At 57.9% G+C, this 20206-nt stretch carries 19 protein-coding genes; 15 read left to right on the top strand and 4 right to left on the bottom strand.

Annotated elements, in window-relative coordinates:
• Positions 1-4: 4 nt before the first annotated feature.
• From RISK_RS05135 to RISK_RS05125, 3 genes are read right to left on the bottom strand one after another with little or no spacing between them, the layout of a single operon-like run.
• Entirely contained in the window at positions 5-952 is a 948-nt protein-coding gene (locus tag RISK_RS05135; protein WP_047813206.1) for an AAA family ATPase, read from the bottom strand.
• Positions 949-3165, bottom strand: a complete 2217-nt coding sequence (locus tag RISK_RS05130) for a transglutaminase-like domain-containing protein (protein WP_047813205.1) — start codon at positions 3163-3165, stop codon at positions 949-951. The genes RISK_RS05135 and RISK_RS05130 overlap by 4 nt, the downstream gene beginning before the upstream one ends.
• Positions 3146-4348 (bottom strand): DUF58 domain-containing protein, encoded by a 1203-nt coding sequence (locus RISK_RS05125; protein WP_236696038.1) that lies wholly within the window; start codon positions 4346-4348, stop codon positions 3146-3148. The genes RISK_RS05130 and RISK_RS05125 overlap by 20 nt, the downstream gene beginning before the upstream one ends.
• On the opposite strand from RISK_RS05125, the gene RISK_RS05120 reads away from it, so the two are divergent.
• The 7 genes from RISK_RS05120 to RISK_RS05085 all read left to right on the top strand — a co-directional run bounded on the left by RISK_RS05120 (position 4347) and on the right by RISK_RS05085 (position 10672).
• Positions 4347-4790: a hypothetical protein gene (locus tag RISK_RS05120; RefSeq protein WP_236696037.1), complete on the top strand. Its 444-nt coding sequence runs from the start codon at positions 4347-4349 to the stop codon at positions 4788-4790. The two genes, RISK_RS05125 and RISK_RS05120, sit on opposite strands and share 2 nt — an antisense overlap.
• Positions 4791-5323: 533 nt before the next feature.
• Entirely contained in the window at positions 5324-5758 is a 435-nt protein-coding gene (locus RISK_RS05115) for a DUF2946 family protein (protein WP_047813231.1), read from the top strand.
• 417 nt (positions 5759-6175) lie between these two features.
• Entirely contained in the window at positions 6176-6514 is a 339-nt protein-coding gene (locus RISK_RS05105) for a Flp family type IVb pilin (RefSeq protein ID WP_047813203.1), read from the top strand.
• 313 nt (positions 6515-6827) lie between these two features.
• Complete coding sequence (locus tag RISK_RS05100) at positions 6828-7253, top strand: prepilin peptidase (RefSeq protein WP_047813202.1); 426 nt, start codon at positions 6828-6830, stop codon at positions 7251-7253.
• Between the two features lie 19 nt (positions 7254-7272).
• Complete coding sequence (locus RISK_RS05095) at positions 7273-7737, top strand: hypothetical protein (protein ID WP_047813201.1); 465 nt, start codon at positions 7273-7275, stop codon at positions 7735-7737.
• A complete protein-coding gene (locus RISK_RS05090; protein WP_047813200.1) occupies positions 7737-8822 on the top strand; it encodes a TadE/TadG family type IV pilus assembly protein in 1086 nt (361 codons plus the stop codon). The genes RISK_RS05095 and RISK_RS05090 overlap by 1 nt, the downstream gene beginning before the upstream one ends.
• A gap of 77 nt (positions 8823-8899) precedes the next feature.
• Positions 8900-10672, top strand: a complete 1773-nt coding sequence (locus tag RISK_RS05085) for an RcpC/CpaB family pilus assembly protein (protein ID WP_047813199.1) — start codon at positions 8900-8902, stop codon at positions 10670-10672.
• Between the two features lie 455 nt (positions 10673-11127).
• On the opposite strand, the gene tnpA is transcribed toward RISK_RS05085, so the two are convergent.
• Entirely contained in the window at positions 11128-11571 is a 444-nt protein-coding gene (gene tnpA / locus RISK_RS05080; protein WP_047813198.1) for an IS200/IS605 family transposase, read from the bottom strand.
• A 390-nt stretch (positions 11572-11961) separates the two neighbouring features.
• Between tnpA and RISK_RS05075 the strand changes: the two genes are divergently transcribed.
• From RISK_RS05075 to RISK_RS05040, 8 genes are all read left to right on the top strand, one after another.
• On the top strand, positions 11962-13152 hold the full coding sequence (locus tag RISK_RS05075; RefSeq protein WP_083434797.1) for a pilus assembly protein TadG-related protein: 1191 nt from the start codon (positions 11962-11964) through the stop codon (positions 13150-13152).
• Positions 13149-14375: an AAA family ATPase gene (locus RISK_RS05070; protein ID WP_047813196.1), complete on the top strand. Its 1227-nt coding sequence runs from the start codon at positions 13149-13151 to the stop codon at positions 14373-14375. Before RISK_RS05075 ends, RISK_RS05070 begins: the two co-directional genes overlap by 4 nt.
• Positions 14372-15763, top strand: a complete 1392-nt coding sequence (locus RISK_RS05065; RefSeq protein WP_047813195.1) for a CpaF family protein — start codon at positions 14372-14374, stop codon at positions 15761-15763. Before RISK_RS05070 ends, RISK_RS05065 begins: the two co-directional genes overlap by 4 nt.
• 223 nt (positions 15764-15986) lie before the next feature.
• Positions 15987-16877 (top strand): type II secretion system F family protein, encoded by an 891-nt coding sequence (locus RISK_RS05060; protein WP_047813194.1) that lies wholly within the window; start codon positions 15987-15989, stop codon positions 16875-16877.
• A gap of 329 nt (positions 16878-17206) precedes the next feature.
• Positions 17207-18127, top strand: coding sequence for a type II secretion system F family protein (locus RISK_RS05055; RefSeq protein WP_047813229.1), 921 nt, complete (start codon positions 17207-17209; stop codon positions 18125-18127).
• Positions 18124-18489, top strand: coding sequence for a DUF192 domain-containing protein (locus RISK_RS05050; RefSeq protein WP_047813193.1), 366 nt, complete (start codon positions 18124-18126; stop codon positions 18487-18489). The genes RISK_RS05055 and RISK_RS05050 overlap by 4 nt, the downstream gene beginning before the upstream one ends.
• Before the next feature lie 11 nt (positions 18490-18500).
• Positions 18501-19208 (top strand): HoxN/HupN/NixA family nickel/cobalt transporter, encoded by a 708-nt coding sequence (locus RISK_RS05045; RefSeq protein ID WP_047813192.1) that lies wholly within the window; start codon positions 18501-18503, stop codon positions 19206-19208.
• A gap of 61 nt (positions 19209-19269) precedes the next feature.
• Positions 19270-19926: a Uma2 family endonuclease gene (locus RISK_RS05040; protein ID WP_236696036.1), complete on the top strand. Its 657-nt coding sequence runs from the start codon at positions 19270-19272 to the stop codon at positions 19924-19926.
• Positions 19927-20206: the final 280 nt, after the last annotated feature.

Here is a 20206-nt window from a genome sequence, read left to right as displayed (position 1 = left end):
GTCATCACTTGTACTCCGGGGCGGGAACTTCAGCCATGATGCGGTCGATCACGGAATCGACGTCGTCGGTCATCGTCAGCAAACGCACGGACAGGACCGGGTGAGCCACCTTGGCAACGTCGCTGGGGGTCACGAAGTCGCGACCTTGCAGCACCGCCCAAGCTTGAGCGATCCGTTGCCACAGCAGCATGCCTCGGGGGCTCACACCGAGCTGAATGGTTGCGTCGTCACGCGTTGCTTCGACCAAGTCAACCAAGTATTCGCGGACTTTCGGGTGGACGGAAATCGTTTGGACGTGTTGCTGCATCCGCCTCAGTTCGGCCAATGAGAGGGTGCTGCTCGGACGGTCATGGGAACTGGTCGCACGGGCAGCGTTTTCCAGAATCCCAAGTTGTGCGGCGCGGTCGGGGTATCCGATTTGAAGCTTGATCGTGAACCGATCCAGTTGGGCTTCGGGCAACGGGTAGGCGCCGTGTGAGTCGATCGGATTCTGCGTTGCGATCACAAAGAACGTGTCCGAGAGTGAGTGCGGGACCGCATCGATCGTGACCTGCCGTTCCGCCATCGCTTCCAGCAAGGCGCTCTGGGTACGTGGCGTTGTTCGGTTCAGCTCATCCGCCAAGAGCACGTCGGAGAACACGGGACCGGGATGGAACTCGAACTCCCGAGTTTTTTGGTTGAAGAGATTGAACCCCGTCACGTCGGTCGGCAATAAGTCCGGCGTGCACTGGATCCGGGCCAGTCGGCCTCCCAAGCAATCCGCGAGGGCTTTCGCCAACGTTGTCTTGCCCGTTCCCGGCAAATCATCCAGCAGCAAGTGGCCTTGTGCGAGCAGGCACGCAATCACCATTTCGATTTGTTCGGACTTGCCCAAGAGGACTCTTCCGAGTTGCTCACGCATCGCCTGCAGGGCGGCTTGTGTTTCGTGTTCGTGTTCTGTTGCCACACTCATGCGGTTGTCTCACTTGGAATCGATTTCAATTGTTTGGTTTTCAATCCGCGAACAACCGAGCTGAGTTGGCGACGATCGATCGGTGTCGGTGCGCCAAAGACGGCTTGGTCAGCCACATCGCAGAATTGCTGGACGTGATCGTGGAGGCCAACGTCACGGGCGACCAAGGATTCCAACCAATCACGTTGCGGTTTCCCCGTCGGACGAGCTTTGCCAATCAAGCGGGCTCGCGTTTCCACGATCCGCATGGCGATTCGCAATTGGTGTTTCGAGGGCAGCAACAACGACAGCGACCAGATGGTTGCCAGCAACCACTCGATCCAAATCAACCGCGTGAGGAATATCACGGCACCGATTGCGATGAGGAGGCAGCCATGGATCCAATGCGCTGCCGCAAAGCGTTTGGTGCTCAGCCACAAAGACGGCGTGTAGATGGGTGGTTGGTACCCCGGTGTGGGTTCCAGTTCGAACCAGCGTCCGTCGTCGAGTTGGATCTCCACCCAAACGTGAACGTCCTCGGGGGTGATGTTTGCATGTCCCGCGGTGAAGTCGTAGGAGTCCGGACGAACATAGAACCCGGTCACCAGTCGGGATTGCAATCCGATTTCACGTGCTTGGAGTGCTGCTGCGGTCGCGAATAGGTGATCGCCACCGCGGCGGCTTTCCAAGAATTCTTCGACTGGGTTGTCGGTCAGGCTCGCGGTGTTGCGATCGAACGTGAACTCCGTTCGCAATCGGTGGACGATGGCTTGCAGTTGTTCGTATGGGTGCGGCGTGGAAGCTGGATCCAGCGTTGGATGTCCCTCGACTTCGGTGACACATCGTGGAAGCCGTTCCCACAGTTCATCTTCCATCACCTGGATCGAAGCCAGGTTCACAACCGTCAGGGGCGGGATCTTGTCGCGTTCGGGCATGAACAACGAACCATCGTTGGTGATGCCAAAGAAGTCTTGGCGGTTGATGTCTTTGATATGCAGTCCTGCCGTCATCATCGGTGACGGAAACCGCGTTGAATCGAGACGCAATACCTTCAGCAAGTTGACCGACACCAGGTCGCTGTTGCTGAACGCTCTGGATTTCATGTGTGGGTCGAAGAACCAAACATGTTGATCAATCTCCTGCCGGCTGAGTTGATTGTTGAAGTGATCGGCTGAGTTAGTCCAGTCAACACCATCGAAGGTGTCGAAGCGTTCCATCGCCAATCGAATGCCGGTGGGTCCGTCCCACTGAATCACCGCGTTTTCTTTTGCATCTTCGATGTGGTGATGTTTCTTCGGTGGCATTCGATCGGTGCTGAAAGAGGCCCCGCCTTTTTCACTTTTGGCGGCTTGATCGTGCATCGGGATCAGGTTCTCGCTGCCCATCGCTTGGCGACGATCCCATTTCATTTTTTGCTTGGGTTCTCCAATCATTTCGTTGACCATGTCGAACAGCGACGACTCAGTGGATTCCAAGAAGATCTCCGATTCGACCGCGCCGAAGGACTCGGCATGATCCTTCGCTGCGATCGCAGCGTCGCCCGTTCCAATGCCAGAGCGTGCTGCCGGGTCGGACCACTTGGATCCTCCGCTGGTGGGCATCACACCGTTGGTCATTCGATTGGCTGGACCGACGCGATCGCGAACGACCAGTCCACCGGCAACGCACAACGCAACGGCGACCAGCACGCTTGCGGGACGAACGCCCACGGCGGGGCGAACGGAGTCGGGCAAGCAGACGTCGAGTTTTTCCCAGTGATTGGCAACCAAGTGCCAAACGCAAACGCTCATCCAGGCAACCGCCAGCCAGACGGCGTGTGGGTGTTCGGAAATGGACGTGGCAAACAGCACCAGGAAACCACTGGCAACCAAGGACATCGATCGGGTTCGATCGGTGGTTGCCGCGATGGCAACGGCCAACGAGACCGAACCAAATGCCGAGAGAGCGGACATCTCAAACGCGATTGGCGAACCGAATGTTCGGGCCAGGGTTGCGAACAGGAGGGGGGTGATCGCGAGCAGCGTCGTAGCGAAGCTCGACACGAGTTTCGATCTGCCTGATTCCACACCGAAAGTCTTGACGACTTCCGCTACGGCCAGGAGAACCAACAACGTTCCCATCTCCGTCAGAAACCAGAGCTTTGATTCAACGAAGAATCGCAGCGGCACAACGGCGACGATCGCAAGGATTGCGAGCAGGATGATTTCGGTTCGTTTACGCGGCGACGTCAGCATCACGCACCTCCGTCCAGAAGTCGCCGATTTGCTGCGCCAACGCACCGCTCGATACGATTTGTTTCGTCACCGATCGCCCACCTGCCCGGCGGCCGCCCCGCGGGTCAATCACCTGCACGACTTCGCACCCAGGGGGATCGGTCGCGAACTCGATTCGGGCGTGTTTGCTGATCCGTTTTCGTTGGATGGGGGCAACGATTCCATCGGCGGGGATCTCGGTGAGTGCGTTGAGAATCTGCTGCCTGCCTTTGGCGCCATGTGGCAAAGACAAACTTTGCGGGCCAATCGTGACACGCATTGGCACCCCGGTTTGGTGCAGATTGATCAAGACACTGGCCGCCATGCGAATGCGATTGGCCAGCCGTTCACGCCCGACGGATTCAGATTGCTCCTCTTCGGAGAGTGTCGTGGAGGCGGAGCGGGAAATGGCAGTGTCGACAAACACATCCAGTTCCACCGACTGCGGTCCGCCACGTTCGGTCACGACCAACGTGTCCACTCTGGCGGATGCGACCCAGTTGATGTGCTTGGCCGAATCGCCGCGGCGATAGTCTCTCACGCCGACAAAGTCGCCGCTTCGGCCGCCGCGATTTCCGTCGCCGTGATCGGTGCTGGTCAGACCGATGATCGGGCAAACGCCTTGAACCGGATAAACCTTGGGCCAGACCGTGAGCGACTTCGTCGTGGACAGCTTTCGCCGTGCGGTCCAAATTCCAAATGGAAACGAGCAGGCAACGGAAGGCGATTGAATGGGGTAATGGCCTCGCAGTGTCGGATTGACGGTGATGCCAAAGTCACTGACGCACATCGGTGGCACACAAGCGAGTCCGACCGTGGGAACCGCTTCATCACCTTCACAATCCAGGTAGCCTTCGACGGACAATCCCCAAACTGGAATGGGAAGCCGATTGCGAACCGAGACAAGCATTCGGCATGCATCCCCCTCATGAACGCAATTTGTTTCGGGCCGCAGTTCGCATCTCGTAACGGACACGGCCACCAACGGCCAGGCCATCCCGACGACCATGATCGCGGACAAGGACGCGGCCAGGACCCAACCGATGGGACTCAAGTACAAACCGACGATCACGCTGATCGCGGTTGCCAGAACGAACCAACCGATTGGCTCTTTGAGCCAGTAAACAAAACGATTCGCCCAGGGGCAAAAATCGGTCGTCAGCATGCGTGATAACCAACTCGCCGACCTGGGAACTTCATGGACAATGGCCATGGAAGCGCACCTTGGGTACGGAAGCGAAACAGGGGGAAACAATCGCGAAGCGTTAGACGCTCGGCGGACCCCGTACCCAGTGGAGATTGGACGCGGTGTTGGGGACGAACGCGGTGTCGGCCAGCACGATCTCGCGGCTGGCGGTCAGTGGTTCGAACTGAACCAGCGTGTCCCAAAGCAAGGCGGCATGACGCGACCCAAAGAAGCTCTGGCAAATCGAGCAGCGATCCGAATCGTGCGGCTCTGTCGGTTGATTCGAGTCGGACTCGGCCGAGCAATCATCTGCGTCGCTCTGGCAAGTGACTTCGCTTTCACTGTGGTTCGCGTGACCATGATGGCAGCAACTGTGCCCACTGTGATCATGCGTGGAGCCAGCGTCAGTCAGGCGATGTGAGTCTGCCAGGCAATGCGATTCGCCATGAGAATGCCCACTCGGATGACATTCAACGGCACAGCAACCCGCGGTGTGTGACGAGCACCCCACGTGAACCCAACCTGCAGCGTTGCCGAACAGCAACGCAGCCAGAGTCAAGTAAACGGTGAAGATGCGAAACGACGCCAAGAGTCGGTTGCCAACGTTGAAAAGCGGAAGAAGCTTGAAGCAATGCAGATTGATTCAAGCGTGAATCAACGGTCCGACCAAGGATGCCATGATTGTTCTCGCGATGTTACGGCTTGTCAATCGAAATGGTTCAGAGCGTCCGTCCGTTGAGTGACTGGAGGGATGGGCGAATCGGTCGCCTGCCCACGACATGCGATCCGAGTCTGATTGCAATTGCTTGTGACGGACAAAAACGTTCAAACTCCCAAGTTTTTAACGAAGAACTTGACGAACGGAAGGGTTGTAGTCATCGTACTAGGCAGCAATCGTCTTTGGTCGGACCACTTTGCCACAATCAAAATCTCTTTGAATCGAACGTCGCTTTCATGACTTCGCTGTTCCGGCCCCTCGTCGCTAGCCTGCTCTGCAGCCTGATCGTTCTCGGTCAGGCTCCGGCTTGGTTGCATGTGGCCACCTGTGACAGCGAGTCCCATTCGCAAGTGACGGAATCGGCGAGCGACACGGTTTTCGTTTGCTCGCATGGGTGCTATCACCAAGCGACCGCGCCGGACGCATCGGGTTCCGATGCAGACAACGCGGTCCCAGCTTCGCACGATTCGAGCAGCCCTCACGAGCACGATCCCAATACTTGCGGGATTTGCCAATCATTGGCGGCCCCCGTCGGTGTGACGTGGGAATTGGTGGTTGTTCTTCCGGTGGAGTCCGTTTCCGAGCTCACCAGCGTCTCGCCTGCTCGCCTCTTGTCGGCGACTCTTCTTTCGATCCCGCAGCCTCGCGGGCCACCCGCGATCGTTGCTTAGGGTTCGCACTCCGTTCGTGGGATAGGCGTCCAGCCTGTTGTCCCCACATAACGGTTTGGAAGCCTGTTTCAGGATCTCCACCTCGTTTGTTTTGGTGCTCGCTGTTGATCGGTGCGCGCTGATCCAAATGGACTCACGACCCAATACGTCCCGCCGCGCGGCGGTGCGATCGGTCAAACGGTCCGACCAAACCAGATCGGTTGTGCTTCGCGCGGTGGGGCTCCTTGAACAAGACAGATCGTAGTGGACGAGGCAACGAGTCCTCTTGCTCAGGCCTCGTTGCCTCGTCCACTACGAAGAAAGGACAACGTGTGCGGTCTGTTCGTCGCCGCCGCACATGCCTGCATTGGTCATGCAAAACCTTTGGTCAGGCGACAAAACATTTGTTAACAACTCGTTTTCTCAAAGGAAAACACAATGCGTAAGTTTTTGAACAACAAGAAGGGCCAAGGCCTGGTTGAGTACGGTTTGATCATCGCCGGTGTGGCTTTGATCTGTGCCGCTGCCATTTCGGTCTTCGGTCACAAGACCAGCGATTTGATCGGTGCAACGGCAGCGATCTTGCCAGGTGCCCATGGTGAAGACAATGCAGCCTTGGCAAGCGGCAAGTTGATCGAAACGACTGCTGGAGCCGTCGGCGACCCAATTGAATTAGACGCCGTTACGATCGCGGGTAACTCCGGCACCGATCGACTTGGTGTAAACGTTGGGTTGGATACACCAGCCGACTTTGGTGGGTTGGTTCTCGAGCCGTAAGTTGATTTGAAACTGCACGGACTCTTCAACCACTCACGGCGAGCTTGCTCGCCGTGAGTGGTTTTCCTGATCCCGAAGGGATCCAAGATGGTAGCCGGGGGTCGCGAAGCGAACCCCCGGTCCATCGTCCAGCACACAAGCGTGACCCCCGGAGGGGTCAAAGAAGACTCGCACCGATCTTCGACCCCGACGGGGTCGTTTCGGCACGAGGAGAACCGTTCCCGGGGGTCTGCTTCGCAACCCCCGGCTACTTTCCATTGCCGCTCCGCGGTAATCCACAAACCAAAAACTTTCAGCCTCTCAATTCGATCGTTTGTTCATCACCATCGCCATCGTTGTGTGTGCCTTGCTTGCGATCGCAACCGCTTGCGACCTTCGCACGCGAGAGATTCCGGATTGGATCTCGGTGTCGATCGGCAGCGTTGCCGTTATCAGTTCGCTGTTGGGCTGGCTTGGTCTACCGATCGTCTGGGTGCTGGTGGGCGGTGTCGTCGGACTTGCGATCGCGTACGCCTTGTTTCGATTCGCGAAGCTCGGTGGTGGCGATGGAAAGCTTCTCATTTCGCTGGGGATGTTGGTGGGACCCGTTGGGATTTTGATTGTGTTGTTTGGAATGGCCATCGCCGGTGGCGTGCTCTCGCTGATCGCGATGCTTCGCGGCGAGCGAGACTACGCCTATGTGCCCGCCATCGCGGCGGGGTTTGTTGGCTACGTCGGTTTCGTTCACTTCCTCGTCTGACTCGAAAAGGATTGTTCCTATGTTGAAAGTCACACTTGCTCTGGCCGTTGCGTTTGTTTCGCTGACCTCGAATGTCGTCGCTTCGGCTGACGATCACGCTGGCATGAAGCAGGAACACCAGTCCGCTCACCTGCAACACGACCAATGGGCTGCTGAACACGCCAAGTGGCGTGCCGAACACATGCGAGCCTTGGCCATGATGGCCAAGCTGCAAGCGAAGATCTACGAACACGAAGCGGAATTGATCGAGCACGATGAAGCGATGCGTGCTCATGAAGATCACGCGATGCATCATGGCGAGGAGATCGCCCATCACGAGCATGATGGTGACGCGAGCAATCACGAGGCTCTGGAAAAGGAGCACAAGAATTTCTCGGCCAAGCATGCTGCGATGGCGAAGAAACACGACGCGGTGAAAGATGGCCACAAAGAGTTGCACGATTTGCTGCACAAATTCTTCGACGCAATGAAGAGCGTTCAATAGTGCGAAGTCGCTGCCACAAACGATCCGGTCAAGCACTCGTCGAGTTTGGACTCGTCGCGTTGGTGCTGTACATGCTGGTGGGTGGCGCGATCACGTTCGGCATCTGGATTTATGCGGCGGGGCAAATTCAACAAGCGGCCAATGTGGGCGCCCGGGAGCTTTCGCAAACGCCGCTGCCATTTGATGAGACGTTCGAGGATGCACTCGATCAGAAAATCGTCCGCCAGCGAATCTATGACGATCGCTGGTTGGTGATCGACTTGGATGAGCTGGAAGAGGAAATTCCTGACTACAACTTTTTCCAAGATGTGGTTCCACGCATGCCTCTGTTGAACCAACAGTTGGCGGTTCTTTATGTGCTCGAGACTTTCGATCATGACAACGACGACGCCACTCCGCCAAAGCGATTGATGCGGTATCCCGGTGCGTTGTTGAATCGCTCTCAAGGTGAGTCCGATGAGTCGGGGATCGAGTATCCCGACTATGTCGCAGACGATTACGTTGTTCAGATCCCTTTCGTTGTCGAGAGAAAAGAGGAGCACAACAACGGCGGTGGTGCCGAGCGAATTCGTTGGGTTTGTGTGGTCGAGGAAATCGACACAGAAGAATTGCCGGACGACGATTCAGGTGCCAATCCAGATCCTTTCTCATTGACCAATGAATCGGCGATTCCTGCCGATCCGCTTGATCCACCGGAATCGGAACCGCCCAAGGGCGTCGTGGCACTTCGTGTTCACTACCCCGCTCAGTCGACTTGGTTGAGCAGCTATCAAGACCGTGGTGCGTTTGTATCAAACGGCGGTGATCCCAATGTCGCCATCGATGATGCGGTCGAATCACTCAATCCTGAAGCCATGAAGGGATCGCTGCACGATAGCAAACCGCTCGTGTTGGAGAACGCTCTTGGCGAATCGGTCTACGCAGGAACTTACGGGGGTAAGTATGGGCTTGGTATTCATGGAGCGATGACCAGTCCCGAGTTGACGGGCAGTGCGATCGGCATTCGCCCGTACCGGCGAGTGCTCGTGTCACACGCCATCTTTCGCAGGGAAGTGTTTTTACCCTCCACTGAAGCGACTCCATAAAAGGGGTGTGAACGAAGTTGCGTGTTCCCAGGCGAAGGGACTCGTTGCCTCGTCCACTACCATCGAAAACTTCCATCATGCGAAAACAAAAATCATCCTTCGGGCTCATCAAAATCTTGCTGGCGATGTTGCTGGTCCTCGTGGTTCTCGGCGGTGGCCTGATCGCATCGCTGTTTGCTGCCGGTGTGCCAATGGAACGGCTTGCGTTCTGGCGTGTCGACGAAACTCGGCCTGACACGATCTCGCTGCCCATGAACTGGCAGACGATTCCGGCTTACAGCAAAGTCTCTCGCGGCGATTTGGTGGATCCCCGCACGGGCGGCATCCATGGGGTCGAAATTCCACTGACAGCGCTCGGGGGCATGAGTGCAACGATGACGGATGGCGAAGGGGGGCTGGTCGACAAACGAATTGAACTCGCTCAGCGGACCGACGAGGGGATCGTCTTGCAACTCGAAGATGGATCGGTCGTCACCAGTCGCCAATTGGTGAAACTGGGGGGCGCGTTCACGCAGGCAACGGACATCATCGGCCGGGTCGTCAAGAGCGACAAGTCGTCCGGATTTGCGTTCGCCGAAGCCAACTTTTTCGAGCGTGGGACGCCGGCAGGTTTGGCCGGTGCGACTCCCCCGGGCATGCGTGCGATGACGTTGGAAGCCGCTCAGCTCGCTGGCGTGCATCGTATCAGCATGGGCGAACAGATCGACTTGGTGGCCAATATCCCGCTGCAGAAACTCAGCCGCTTTGAGTTCTCGACTGGCAGTCAATTGCCTGGGGCAGAGTTGGTGGCGGATGCGGGACGCGCCAATCGTGACCAAGAAAAGGAGACGACCGCGCGGTTGGTCGCTCGGCAAGCGGTGGTGCTGACCCCGGTCGTCAAGCGAGTCAGCACCGAAACATCGGCTTCGCTTTCGCAGGGCAAGCGACTGTTGAGCGTGCCGGTGGAGGAAGTGGTGTTGGCAGTTGCCGCCGAAGACGTCTCCGCGGTCACGTCCGCGTTGGAATTGGGGGCAACAGTCAACGTCTTGGTCCGCAGCGGTCGAGTCGACACAAACGAATCGTCGGTGGATGTTCCCGAGGGCATGGTGGCGGTTCCGATTCCCGGGCAAACCTTGTTGGCCTACCAAACCATTCGTCCGACCAGCTTTGAAGATCCGGCGACAGCTTACGTGCGAACGATCCAGGTGCCCGTGGAAACGGCGAGTCAATCGAACTGGATCACGGATCTTTCGGACTTGGTGGGGCGAATTCCACGTCACGATTTGCCGGCCACCGTGCCGATCCAGGAGGGCGACTTGATGCCGGCAGGCACGATGACGGGATTGTCCGGTGCGACGCCGCCGGGAAGGGTCTTGTTCTTTCTCGATACCGAGGGACTGATCGGTGGGGATGCATTCGAGTTCGGTCAGCACTTGGATCTCGTGGCCAGCCGGACGGAAGATCAACCTCGGGGGGGCAATCGAGGCGGATTTGCCAACGTGACGCTCACGGATGCTCAGCGGACTCGCGTGGAACCGATTGCGGACGATGTCATTGTCGTGATGCCGACCCGATCCCCTGGCAATCCGACGGGCAGGAAATCGAAGGACTCGAAGGATTCCGAGTCGCCCAAGTTGATCGTTGCGGTTCGCCCCGATCAGGTCGCTCAGTTGGAATACGCCGTCGCGGTTGGTTCCAGTTTGCGAGCGACGGTTCGGTCGGGCAGTTCGCGGGTCGACGCGTTGGATTTGGTGAGCGACACGCCGCAACGAGTGACCGTGATGAAGTTCGATCCGCTTTCGGATGCCAAGCGAACCGATATTTTCGTCGGCGGTTCGCGAGAAGCCCAGTTGTTTGGGGCGGGAGAATGAGAGGGGGCGATATGAGTTCCTGCGATTGGGAATTGAGTTCGTTTTCGATCTCGGCGTTGGTGCGGAGTGGAAGTCTTCGGCCCCTTCGGGGCCGGGATTTGCGTTGTGCCGTTCGACCCGTGGGTTCGCTTCGCGACCCACGGCTACCCTCTTGGATCCCTCCGGGATCGTTGAGTTGGAGTCACCGCGAAGCGGTGAAAGAAGGTAGCCGGGAGTCGCGCCGCTCGCTCTGGGAACGTCTTCGACCCCTTCGGGGCCGGGAGGCATGTTGTATTACTCGACCCGTGGGTTCGCTTCGCGACCCACGGCTACCCTCTTGGATCCCTCCGGGATCGTTGCGTTGGAGTCACCGCGAAGCGGTGAAAGAAGGTAGCCGGGGGTCGCGAAGCGAACCCCCGGAACATCACGCAACGTGCCGGCCTGGCCCCGGAGGGGTCAAAGAACCATCGCGCACTTCAATCCAAGTATCTCGGATCGTACTTCACTCCAGCTCGATCGAGCATTTCGATCAGCTCCTCTCGGAACGTTCGCTTGCGATGGTGTTCGTCTTGGTTTTCGATGTATCGCCGAACCTCGGGGATGGCCGATGGGCTGAGCGAAAACACGGCGTAGCCGTCTTGCCACTGGAAGGGCGGGTAACCGATCTCCTTATGGACCCATCGGCTGGTCGATCCTTTCAATTCTCGCATGAAGTCGGCGATGCAATGCGTTGTCTTGAGTCCGACGAGCAGGTGGACGTGATCATCGACACCACCGACGCAAAGAGGAACGCCGCTGATTTCCTTCACGATTCCTCCCAAATAGGCATGCATCCGATCTCGCCAATCGACCTTGATCCAGGGTTTGCGATGTTTGGTGGAGAAGGTGATGTGGTAGTGCAAGCTATGAAAGGTCGACATGGCGGAGCCTTGGGGCTTGAGTGGCAAGTGACGCCAGTCATTGTAAGGCGGGGGGGCGGTTGTTTGTCGGATCTTCGACCCCTTCAGGGTCGGGCGTCGCGTTGGTACGCCTCGTCCTTGGGTGCCGTGAGTGAACGTCTTCGACCCCGCCGGGGTCGCAAATTGTTTTGGGGCACGTTATCCGTGGGTTCGCTACGCGACCCACGGCTACCCTCTTGGATCCCTTCGGGATCGTTGAGTGGAGGACACCGCGAAGCGGTTCATTGCTGGATCCCAGCCCACCGCGGAGCGGTGAAAGAAGGTAGCCGGGGGTCGCGAAGCGCACCCCCGGAACGTCGTCCAACCTGCCTGCGTGACCCCGGAGGGGTCAAAGATGCTCGGCGTGGAGCCGTGTTGATTCTGGTGGTGATGCTGCTCTTCGCATTGCTGGCGATCGCGGGGCTGTTGATCGACATCGGAATGGCTCGGCTCACCCAGGCTCACATGCAATCGGTTTCTGACGCCGCCGCGATCGAAGGTGGTTGGCAGTTGGCGATGGGGGCCGATAAGGAAACAACGCGAGACGCGGTCGTCCGTCGTGCCGCAGAGATGTCCGAGAGTTGGGGACCGCATCGCATTGAGCTGGAAGATGGTTATGACCTCAACGATGACGGCAAACGGGAGAGCTCCCAAACGATCAAACGAGACACGCTCGGCGATCCCGTTCGTCCGATGCTGGATCCCAATGTCGACAACGACATCGCGGGCGACATCGTGCTCGGTGAGTATATGCGTGGCGAGGTGCCAGACGATTTACCTGGTCAGCCCAGTGGGTACGACCGCAGCCCGGCGTTTGAACCAAACGACGAGGACCCGAATTCGATCTTGGTTCGCCTACGTCGGACGGGCGAAGCCGCCCTCGCAGGAGGCACCTCAGCGGAACGTTTGACGTACCTGTGGAGTCGCGGTTCGCTCCTCGACTTGAGTTTGAAAGGTGATGGCATCGCTGTCCGTAGTGAGTCGATCGCGACGCTGGCTCCGGCGGTGGCGATCGGTCGAGCGTTTGAGAATCCAGTTGGATTGCCATCAGCGAATCAGCTGGCCTTTGACTTTGCAGATTGGCAGGATTCGGGTTTCGCTGATGCTTTCCCAGTGGGATCACTGAAGCAACTTGAAGACTACGATTCAGAATTTGAGGATTGCAATCCACTGTCGATTGGTCACCGAGTCACCGACATTTCTGAAGTGACTTTGCCAGACGAACCGCAATTCTACTCCATGTTTTCTAGCTTCGAAGATGACAATGGCGACGATCTCGATGTCGTCGTTGGTTTTGTTTTTGCGAGAATCACCGAAGACGAAGACGAAGACGAAGACGAAGACGAATATCGAGTTGAGATTCTTCGATTCGTCAGCACCGGTAAGTTCGCCAATTTTACGACCGACTTTGATGCTGCTTTGCCGACGCTGCACTATGACGCTCAATCTACTGAGATTGCATCGCAAGTCATTCGCTTTTCACTGGGAAAGCTTTCGGAACGAAACGTCGTTCGTGCCCCAGTCCTGGTCCGCAGTCAACAAATCCAAGGAGGCACGCCATGACGAAGTTTCTCGCAGTCGTTCAATCGGACTCGCTGGAGATTGAACTGGAAGCCGCCACCTCGGCCCTCGAAGGGGATCACTCCCTCGATTTCAGCATCGATCTTTCGTCCGCGATTCACCAGATGCGGCACGATGCACCGGACCTGTTGCTCGTCGAGTTGTCGGGGTCACGCGAGTCGCTGGACGCGTGGCAGCATGCGATCGAAGTGCACCAGATCACTTGCCCGATCATCGGGATTCTGGATGATGACGCCGACCCCAGCGATGGCTTGTTGGTGGAAGCTGTCCGCGTCGGTTTTCGCGATTTCCTGCGGCGTCCGGCCAGTGCAGGAGAGCTTGCCGGTGTGATTCGCCGTGTCGCCAAATCGCGTCCCGAATCGGGGCGTCGCGGGAGGTTGTTGGCGGTCGCCAGCACCAAGGGTGGCGTCGGAAAGTCAACCATCGCCATCAACACAGCCGTTCACTGGGCCGCGACGACGGACCAGCGAGTCTTGTTGGTTGACGCATCGCTGCAATTGGGGGTCGCGGCCTCGCTCTTGGACTTGACGCCGGACATGACGATCGCCGATGTGGCCGCGATGCAGGATCGACTGGACGCCACGATGCTGCGTGAAGTCACCACGCGGCATGAATCTGGGTTGCACGTTTTGGCGGCGCCGCCGACACCGGCCGATGCATCCGAGGTGGACGACACTTGCATGTCGATCATCCTGGGGGTCGCGAAATCGGCGTTCGATTTGGTGATCGTCGATTCGTTTCCTCTGTTGGACGCGACGACGTTGGCGATCTTCGACCGAGCGGATCACGTCGCGGTGGTCACGGAGAATGTCGTGCCCACGCTGACCGGAACCGCGGCGATGCTGAAGACGTTGGATCAATTGGAGGTTCGCCGAGATCGGCGCTCGTTGATCCTGAATCGGTTCCAGAGTTGTGCGGGGAGCTTGTCGGCCGCCGAAGTGGCGGAGCAACTTGGCGAACCGGTCGCTGCGGTCATCAAATACGATCGTCGTGTTTTGGAAGCCGCGAACCTGGGCCGGCCCGTCATCATGTCACGCGGTTGGTGGGGCGTGGGTGGCTCGATGCGAAAGTTGGCAGATGAGTTGCTCAGGCGGACTGGCACAGAACCTGTCTCGGCCGTTGTCGCGACCGACCGTCCCACAAGCGGGAGTGTGAATTCCGATCAGCTACCTGATCAGCTACCCGAGCAGCAGGTCAGCTCATGAGCGACTCGAATCTACGATCTCGGCTGGGCAAGGTTGGACGCCCGACTCGATTGACGACCAGCAAGCCGCAACCGGAACGACTCACCGAAGACACGGCCAAGCAAGCCACTGACCCGGCCCGTCGCGGTCGAGCGGTGACTGTCAAGGGACGTTTGCATGGTCAGTTGCTCGATGACCTGGATCGTCGCGGGTTGCTGACCGCCGACAACGAACAACTCAAGGAGGAAGTCGATGCGTTTGTGGCTGACATTGCTGCCAGTGAGCAGTTGCCACTGAACGATTCGGAACGGTCGCGTCTCGCAGCCGACTTGTTGGAAGAAACGCTCGGGTTGGGGCCATTGGCACCGCTGATGGCGGATCCGTCGGTGACCGACATCCTGGTCAACGGCCCGCATCATGTTTTCGTGGAACGATATGGCAAACTGGAACTCACCGAGGTCGAGTTCCGGGATGACGATCACCTGACCCGAATCATCCAGCGAATTGCGACTCGCGTGGGACGACGGATCGATGAGTCGCAGCCCATGGTGGATGCACGGCTTCCTGATGGCAGTCGTGTCAATGCGACCTTGCCTCCGGTGACCTTGGACGGACCGACGCTATCGATTCGTCGCTTTGGTCGCCGTCGATTGCGGGGGGAGGAACTGCAGCGACTGGGGATGTTCAGTGAAACGATGGCGGAGTTCTTTGCCATCGCCGTTCGGTCCCGTTTGAACATTCTGATCAGTGGGGGAACCGGCAGCGGCAAGAGCACGTTCTTGGGGGCGATCTGTGAGAGCATCCCCGACGATGAACGCGTGGTGACGATTGAAGACGCCGCGGAATTGGTGCTGGATCAACTGCATGTGGTTCGCATGGAAACGCGACCGGCAAATGTGGAAGGGCGTGGCAAAATCACGGCTCGCGATTTGGTGGTCAATGCATTGCGGATGCGTCCTGACCGCATCATTGTCGGCGAAGTTCGCGCTGGCGAAACGCTGGACATGTTGCAGGCTATGAACACAGGGCACGATGGTTCACTGACGACGGTTCACGCCAACAGCCCTCGCGATGCGATCTCACGATTGTCGACGATGGTTTTGATGAGCGGCATGGAGTTGCCGCCCACGGCGATTCGCGAACAGATTGTCTCGGCAATTGATTTGATCTTTCACGTCCGTCGTTATGAAGACGGCGTGCGTCGGGTTGAGTCGGTCGATGAATTGGTCGGGTTGGAAGGCAGCACGCCCCAGTTGCAACAGATCTTTCGGTTCAACGTTTCCGGTCGCAAGGGAAAGCGTTTGCAAGGAACGCACGTGGCCACGGGAACGGTGCCGCGTTTGGTCGAGAAGCTGCATGCTCGAGCGATCGATGTGCCGACCTCGTGGTTTGAAAAAGTGGAGCGTTGAATGGTTTCATGGATCGCCGGTGCTGGTTCCCAGGCTCTGCCTAGGAATCCACCGAATGGCAGGCTCCTGCCTGCTGAGCACGGGGCGGTGGAGGCAGGAGCCTCCGAAGCAGTGCGTTCCCAGGCAAGAGCCCGGGAACGAGCGTTCCAACCTTTTCCGTTTCGACCCTTGAGAAGCCAACCTAAACAAAGAGAAGACAGATTCGGTTGAATCGTTTGCCCCAATGGCCACACTCATCATTCTAGCCATCACGCTGTTCGTGCTCGCAGGTGCGACGCTGGCGCTGCGTCGATCACTCGCCGGTGCAACCGCGGGCAATCGGCTCGGCGATAGCATCGAGTTGCTTTCACCGACGAAGACGCCACAAGTCGAGGCGAGTTCAGCACGTGCGGACCGTCGTCGGATCATTCAGCCGCTCTTGCGTCCGTTGCGGTGGGTGCCCTACCTCGTTGGTGCCTTGATTTCATTGACGATCGGCCTGCTGACCTCGATTCCCATTTCGATAGTGGCCGCGATTGGACTGGTGGTGGCTCTGTTGCTGGCGCAACTCGAAGTCGGCTGGCACGCTTGGCGACTCAGCCGGATTGAGCGGCAGTTGATTGATTTACTGGACATGATGATTCCGATGCTGCGCAGCGGTGCCGGAGCGTCGGCGGCATTGGCGGCGGCTTCCGAGGTCACGGCTTCGCCCTTGCAGGATCAAATTCACTGGTGTGTGCGACGAATCCAGCTTGGCGATTCCGGAAGCGGTGTCTTCCGTGAGCTCTCCCGGCGGATGCCGATTGATGCGATGGAGTTGTTTGCAACGACGATGAGCGTGCACTGGGAAACGGGTGGTTCGCTGGCTCCGGTGCTGGCGTCCGTCGCGCGAGTCGCGCGTGACCGGCAAGAGGTGGCACGGCGGATTCGCAGCAACATTGCTCAAAGCCAATTTTCGACGATCGCGGTGTTGTTGTTGATCTACTTTGTCGCGTTGGTGTTGTGGCTGGATCGACCGGACGTGATGAAAGAATTTGCGAGCAGTTCGCTCGGTTCGGCAGCCATCGCGGCCACGATCGTATTGCAGGCTGTTGGAATTGTTTGGATGAACGCAATCAGTCGGCCAAAGGCATGAGCGATGAATGAAAACCTTCTCGCCCATCGAGGGTGCAATGTTCGACCCACCGCGAAGCGGTGGAAGCAGGTGAAACGAATCTTCGACCCTGTCGGGGGCGAGAGCCGCGTTGGTTTTCGTCATCCGTGGGTGCGCTGCGCGACCCACGGCTACCATCCACGACCCCTTCGGGGTCAGAAAGCGAGCTGCTGTCCAATGGGGCTCCTTCGGGGGCGCGCCGAAACCACCGCGAAGCGGTGGAAGAAGGTAGCCGGGGGTCGCGCAGCGCACCCCCGGTCCTCGACTCCTCACGCAAACCCGACCCCAACGGGGTCGAAGAAGGCACGATCATGAGCGTATCGCTGCGAGTCACGATCGTCGTTGTCCTTTGGCTGGGCATCATCCTTGTTTGCTATTCCGTTTGGCGAAGGTACCAACGGCGTGGTGAGGCGTTGGACCGTTTGCAACGGGACGTGACGCGAACGGACTCATCCAAAATCGAAGAAAACCAAATCAGTTGGCTTCGTCGGCGGATGATGCTGGCTGGCTATGGAACGCCGGCCGCCGGCACGCTGCTCGTTGTCTCAACGATCGTGATGTTGGTGGGTGGGATTTTCTGCGCGTTGCTGTTTCGGTGGTCGGGACTGCAACAAGTCTTCTTGGAAGGGATCGAATCGGTGCCCGGCGGGCTGTCGGGGATGCTGGCGCCGGTGGTGATCGTTTCGCCCTGGTTGATCGCTGTGATGGTGGCTGCCTTGCCAATTCTGGTGGTGCGAGCATCACGCCGCACTCGGGTGGCGCAAGTGTCACGTGACCTGCCGCTCGCGATGGACCTCTGGGCGACGCTCTCGGAAGGTGGACTTGGGTTTGATGCGGCCCTGGATCGTTGGCAAAGGACTCAACGACCGGACCGAGTGTTGGCGAGTGCGTGTCGAGGCTTTCAACGTGATTTGCTAGGGGGAATGCGACGGAGTGTTGCCTTTCGCAGGTTAGCGGGCCGGTTGGATGTGCCGCCGCTGACGAGATTCACTGCCGCGATGATTCAGTCCGAACAAATGGGGGCCAGCGTCTCTGAAACGTTGCGTCTGCAAGCCGAAGATGTCCGTGCCGAACGCCGTGAAAAGTCGATGGCATTCGCACAGTCTCTCGCGACGAAGCGTGTCATCCCGCTCGTGGTTTGTTTCCTGCCTGGTTTGTTCGTTTGGCCTCTCGGTCCATTCTTCACTCAGTTGCTGCGAATCGTTGATTCGTTGACGGGAGGTGGAGGATGAGACACTTGATTGACGCGGCCACGAACGAAGTTCTGTTGAACCAAGTCGAAGTCGCCGACACCTTTTGGCGACGATTCAAAGGCTTGCAGTTTCGATCGTCGCTGCCGGCTGATACCGGATTGTTGATCACACCCTGTTCGTCTCTCCACACATGTTTCATGCGGTTTCCGATCGACGTGGTCATGTTGGACCGAGAATTATGCATCGTTGGAATTCGGCAGCAGGTTCGCCCTTGGAAAGTCGTCCTTTGTGCTCCGGGTACCAAGTCAGTCATTGAAATGTCGTCGGTTTCGAAACATTGGGCGGTCGGTCGGAAGCTCAAAATTGTCAGCGGTACCGAAGAATGTCCTTGTAGTCAGTAAGCGAGAAAAATATGCACACTCATTCCCATGAACTGACGCTAGGTCTCGCGTTCTTCCTTGGTGCTTTGCATGCCTTGGAACCGGGGCATGGCAAGACCGCGATGCTGGTCTATCTGTCTGGGGAACGTCGAAGTTTCTGGCACCCGATCGTGATGGGAATCTCCAGTGGTTTGGCTCATTCCGTTTCGTTGATTGCGATCGCCATGGCGGTGCACCTGACACATCACCTGGTCTCGGGTGATCACCATCATGACGATGAAGTGGTCACGCAATCGCTGCAGTGGATCAGTGCCGCGTTGGTGATGTGTGTGGGGATTTGGATGCTGTGGTCGGCTTGGCGGGCGAAGCCAATGGCGTGTGGGTGCAAGTCGCATCAGCACGCCAGTTGTGATGCTGAGCCGGTGTCCAAACGGTCGAGCTACTCGATGAGTGCGTTGCTGGGCATCGCCTTTGGGCTGCTTCCATGTCCGTCGGCCTTGGCCGCCTACTTCACTAGTATGTCGACTGGTTCGCCAGTCGCGGCCTACGCGGTGATCGGTTTGTTTGCTGCCGGGATTGCCAGCAGTCTGACGCTGGTCGGTATTCTGCTGCAACGTTTCGGCGGCAGCCTGATTCGCGAAGACAGCCGACTCGGGAAGCTGCCGTGGCCGTATTTGCGTGCCGGATTGATTTTGGCGGTTGGCGTTTTTTACTGCGGTCGAATTGCACTGACCGCTTGATCCCTGCTGGGGATTCGCTTGCAGTTAAAATCGCGATTGCCAAGTCTCGACTCTCGGTCAAATGAAATCGTTGCTAGAATACGGGCACTGGTCCAGTGGGCAGCCGGGCTATTTCTGCGTCTCCGCTGCATTCATGCGGGCCATTTGGTTGAGGGGCCGCATTTACGAGGGATCAAAAATGTCGAGTGCATACGAGTTTTCACCGCACTACACGGCAAGCGACTATCAGCACTGGAAGGGTGACTGGGAATTGTGGGAAGGCATTGCGATTGCGATGAGCCCCAGCCCATTTGGTCGGCATCAGCTCGCGCTGACCGAACTTGCTGGACTGATTCGCAACGCGATTCACGATGCGGGTTGCGATGCCAGAACGGTGGTTGAGCTGGATTGGATTGTCAGTGACGATACCGTTGTGCGACCGGACGTGATGGTTGTCGGCGGCGATCCACCTGAACGGCATTTGGAAAAGGCTCCCGCAGTCGCTGTGGAAGTGCTTTCGGAGTCCACGCGACGGAACGATCTCGGCTACAAGCGACAGCTCTATCACCAGCACGGCATCGCCGCGTACCTCATTGTTGACCCACAAGAAAAAACGGTTGTTCTCGATCGACGCCAAGACGATGGTGGTTATCAAACTGAAAACTTGAACGATTCGGTCGCCTTTCGTGTCTGCGACGACTGCGAGATCAAATTCTCGGTTGAAGCGCTGTTCCGGTAATTGCGAAAGTGTCTCGCCGCATGGCGGTTACCAACTTGGCTTGGTCGGACTGGTCGCTCGTTTCCGCACACACGACGGAACAATCGGTGGTAGCGGGGCCTCAAAACTCAGCTAAGCAGGTACGCAGGTGTCATCGGGTAGGTGATCCGTTGGCGTTCGTCACGGTATTCACGCACAACCGGGGCTAACGCCGAATGGCACTTACTTTAGATCCGAGTCTTTCAGTTTTGACGGTGGTTTCTTTCGCTTTTCGAATTGCGCGTCTTTGGGCCGTTTGCGG

The sequence above is a fragment of the Rhodopirellula islandica genome, assembly GCF_001027925.1.
In the GTDB taxonomy this organism is placed as follows: domain Bacteria; phylum Planctomycetota; class Planctomycetia; order Pirellulales; family Pirellulaceae; genus Rhodopirellula; species Rhodopirellula islandica.
The sequence above is the reverse complement of the archived record's forward strand: the minus strand, read 5'-3'. Positions and strand labels throughout refer to the sequence as shown.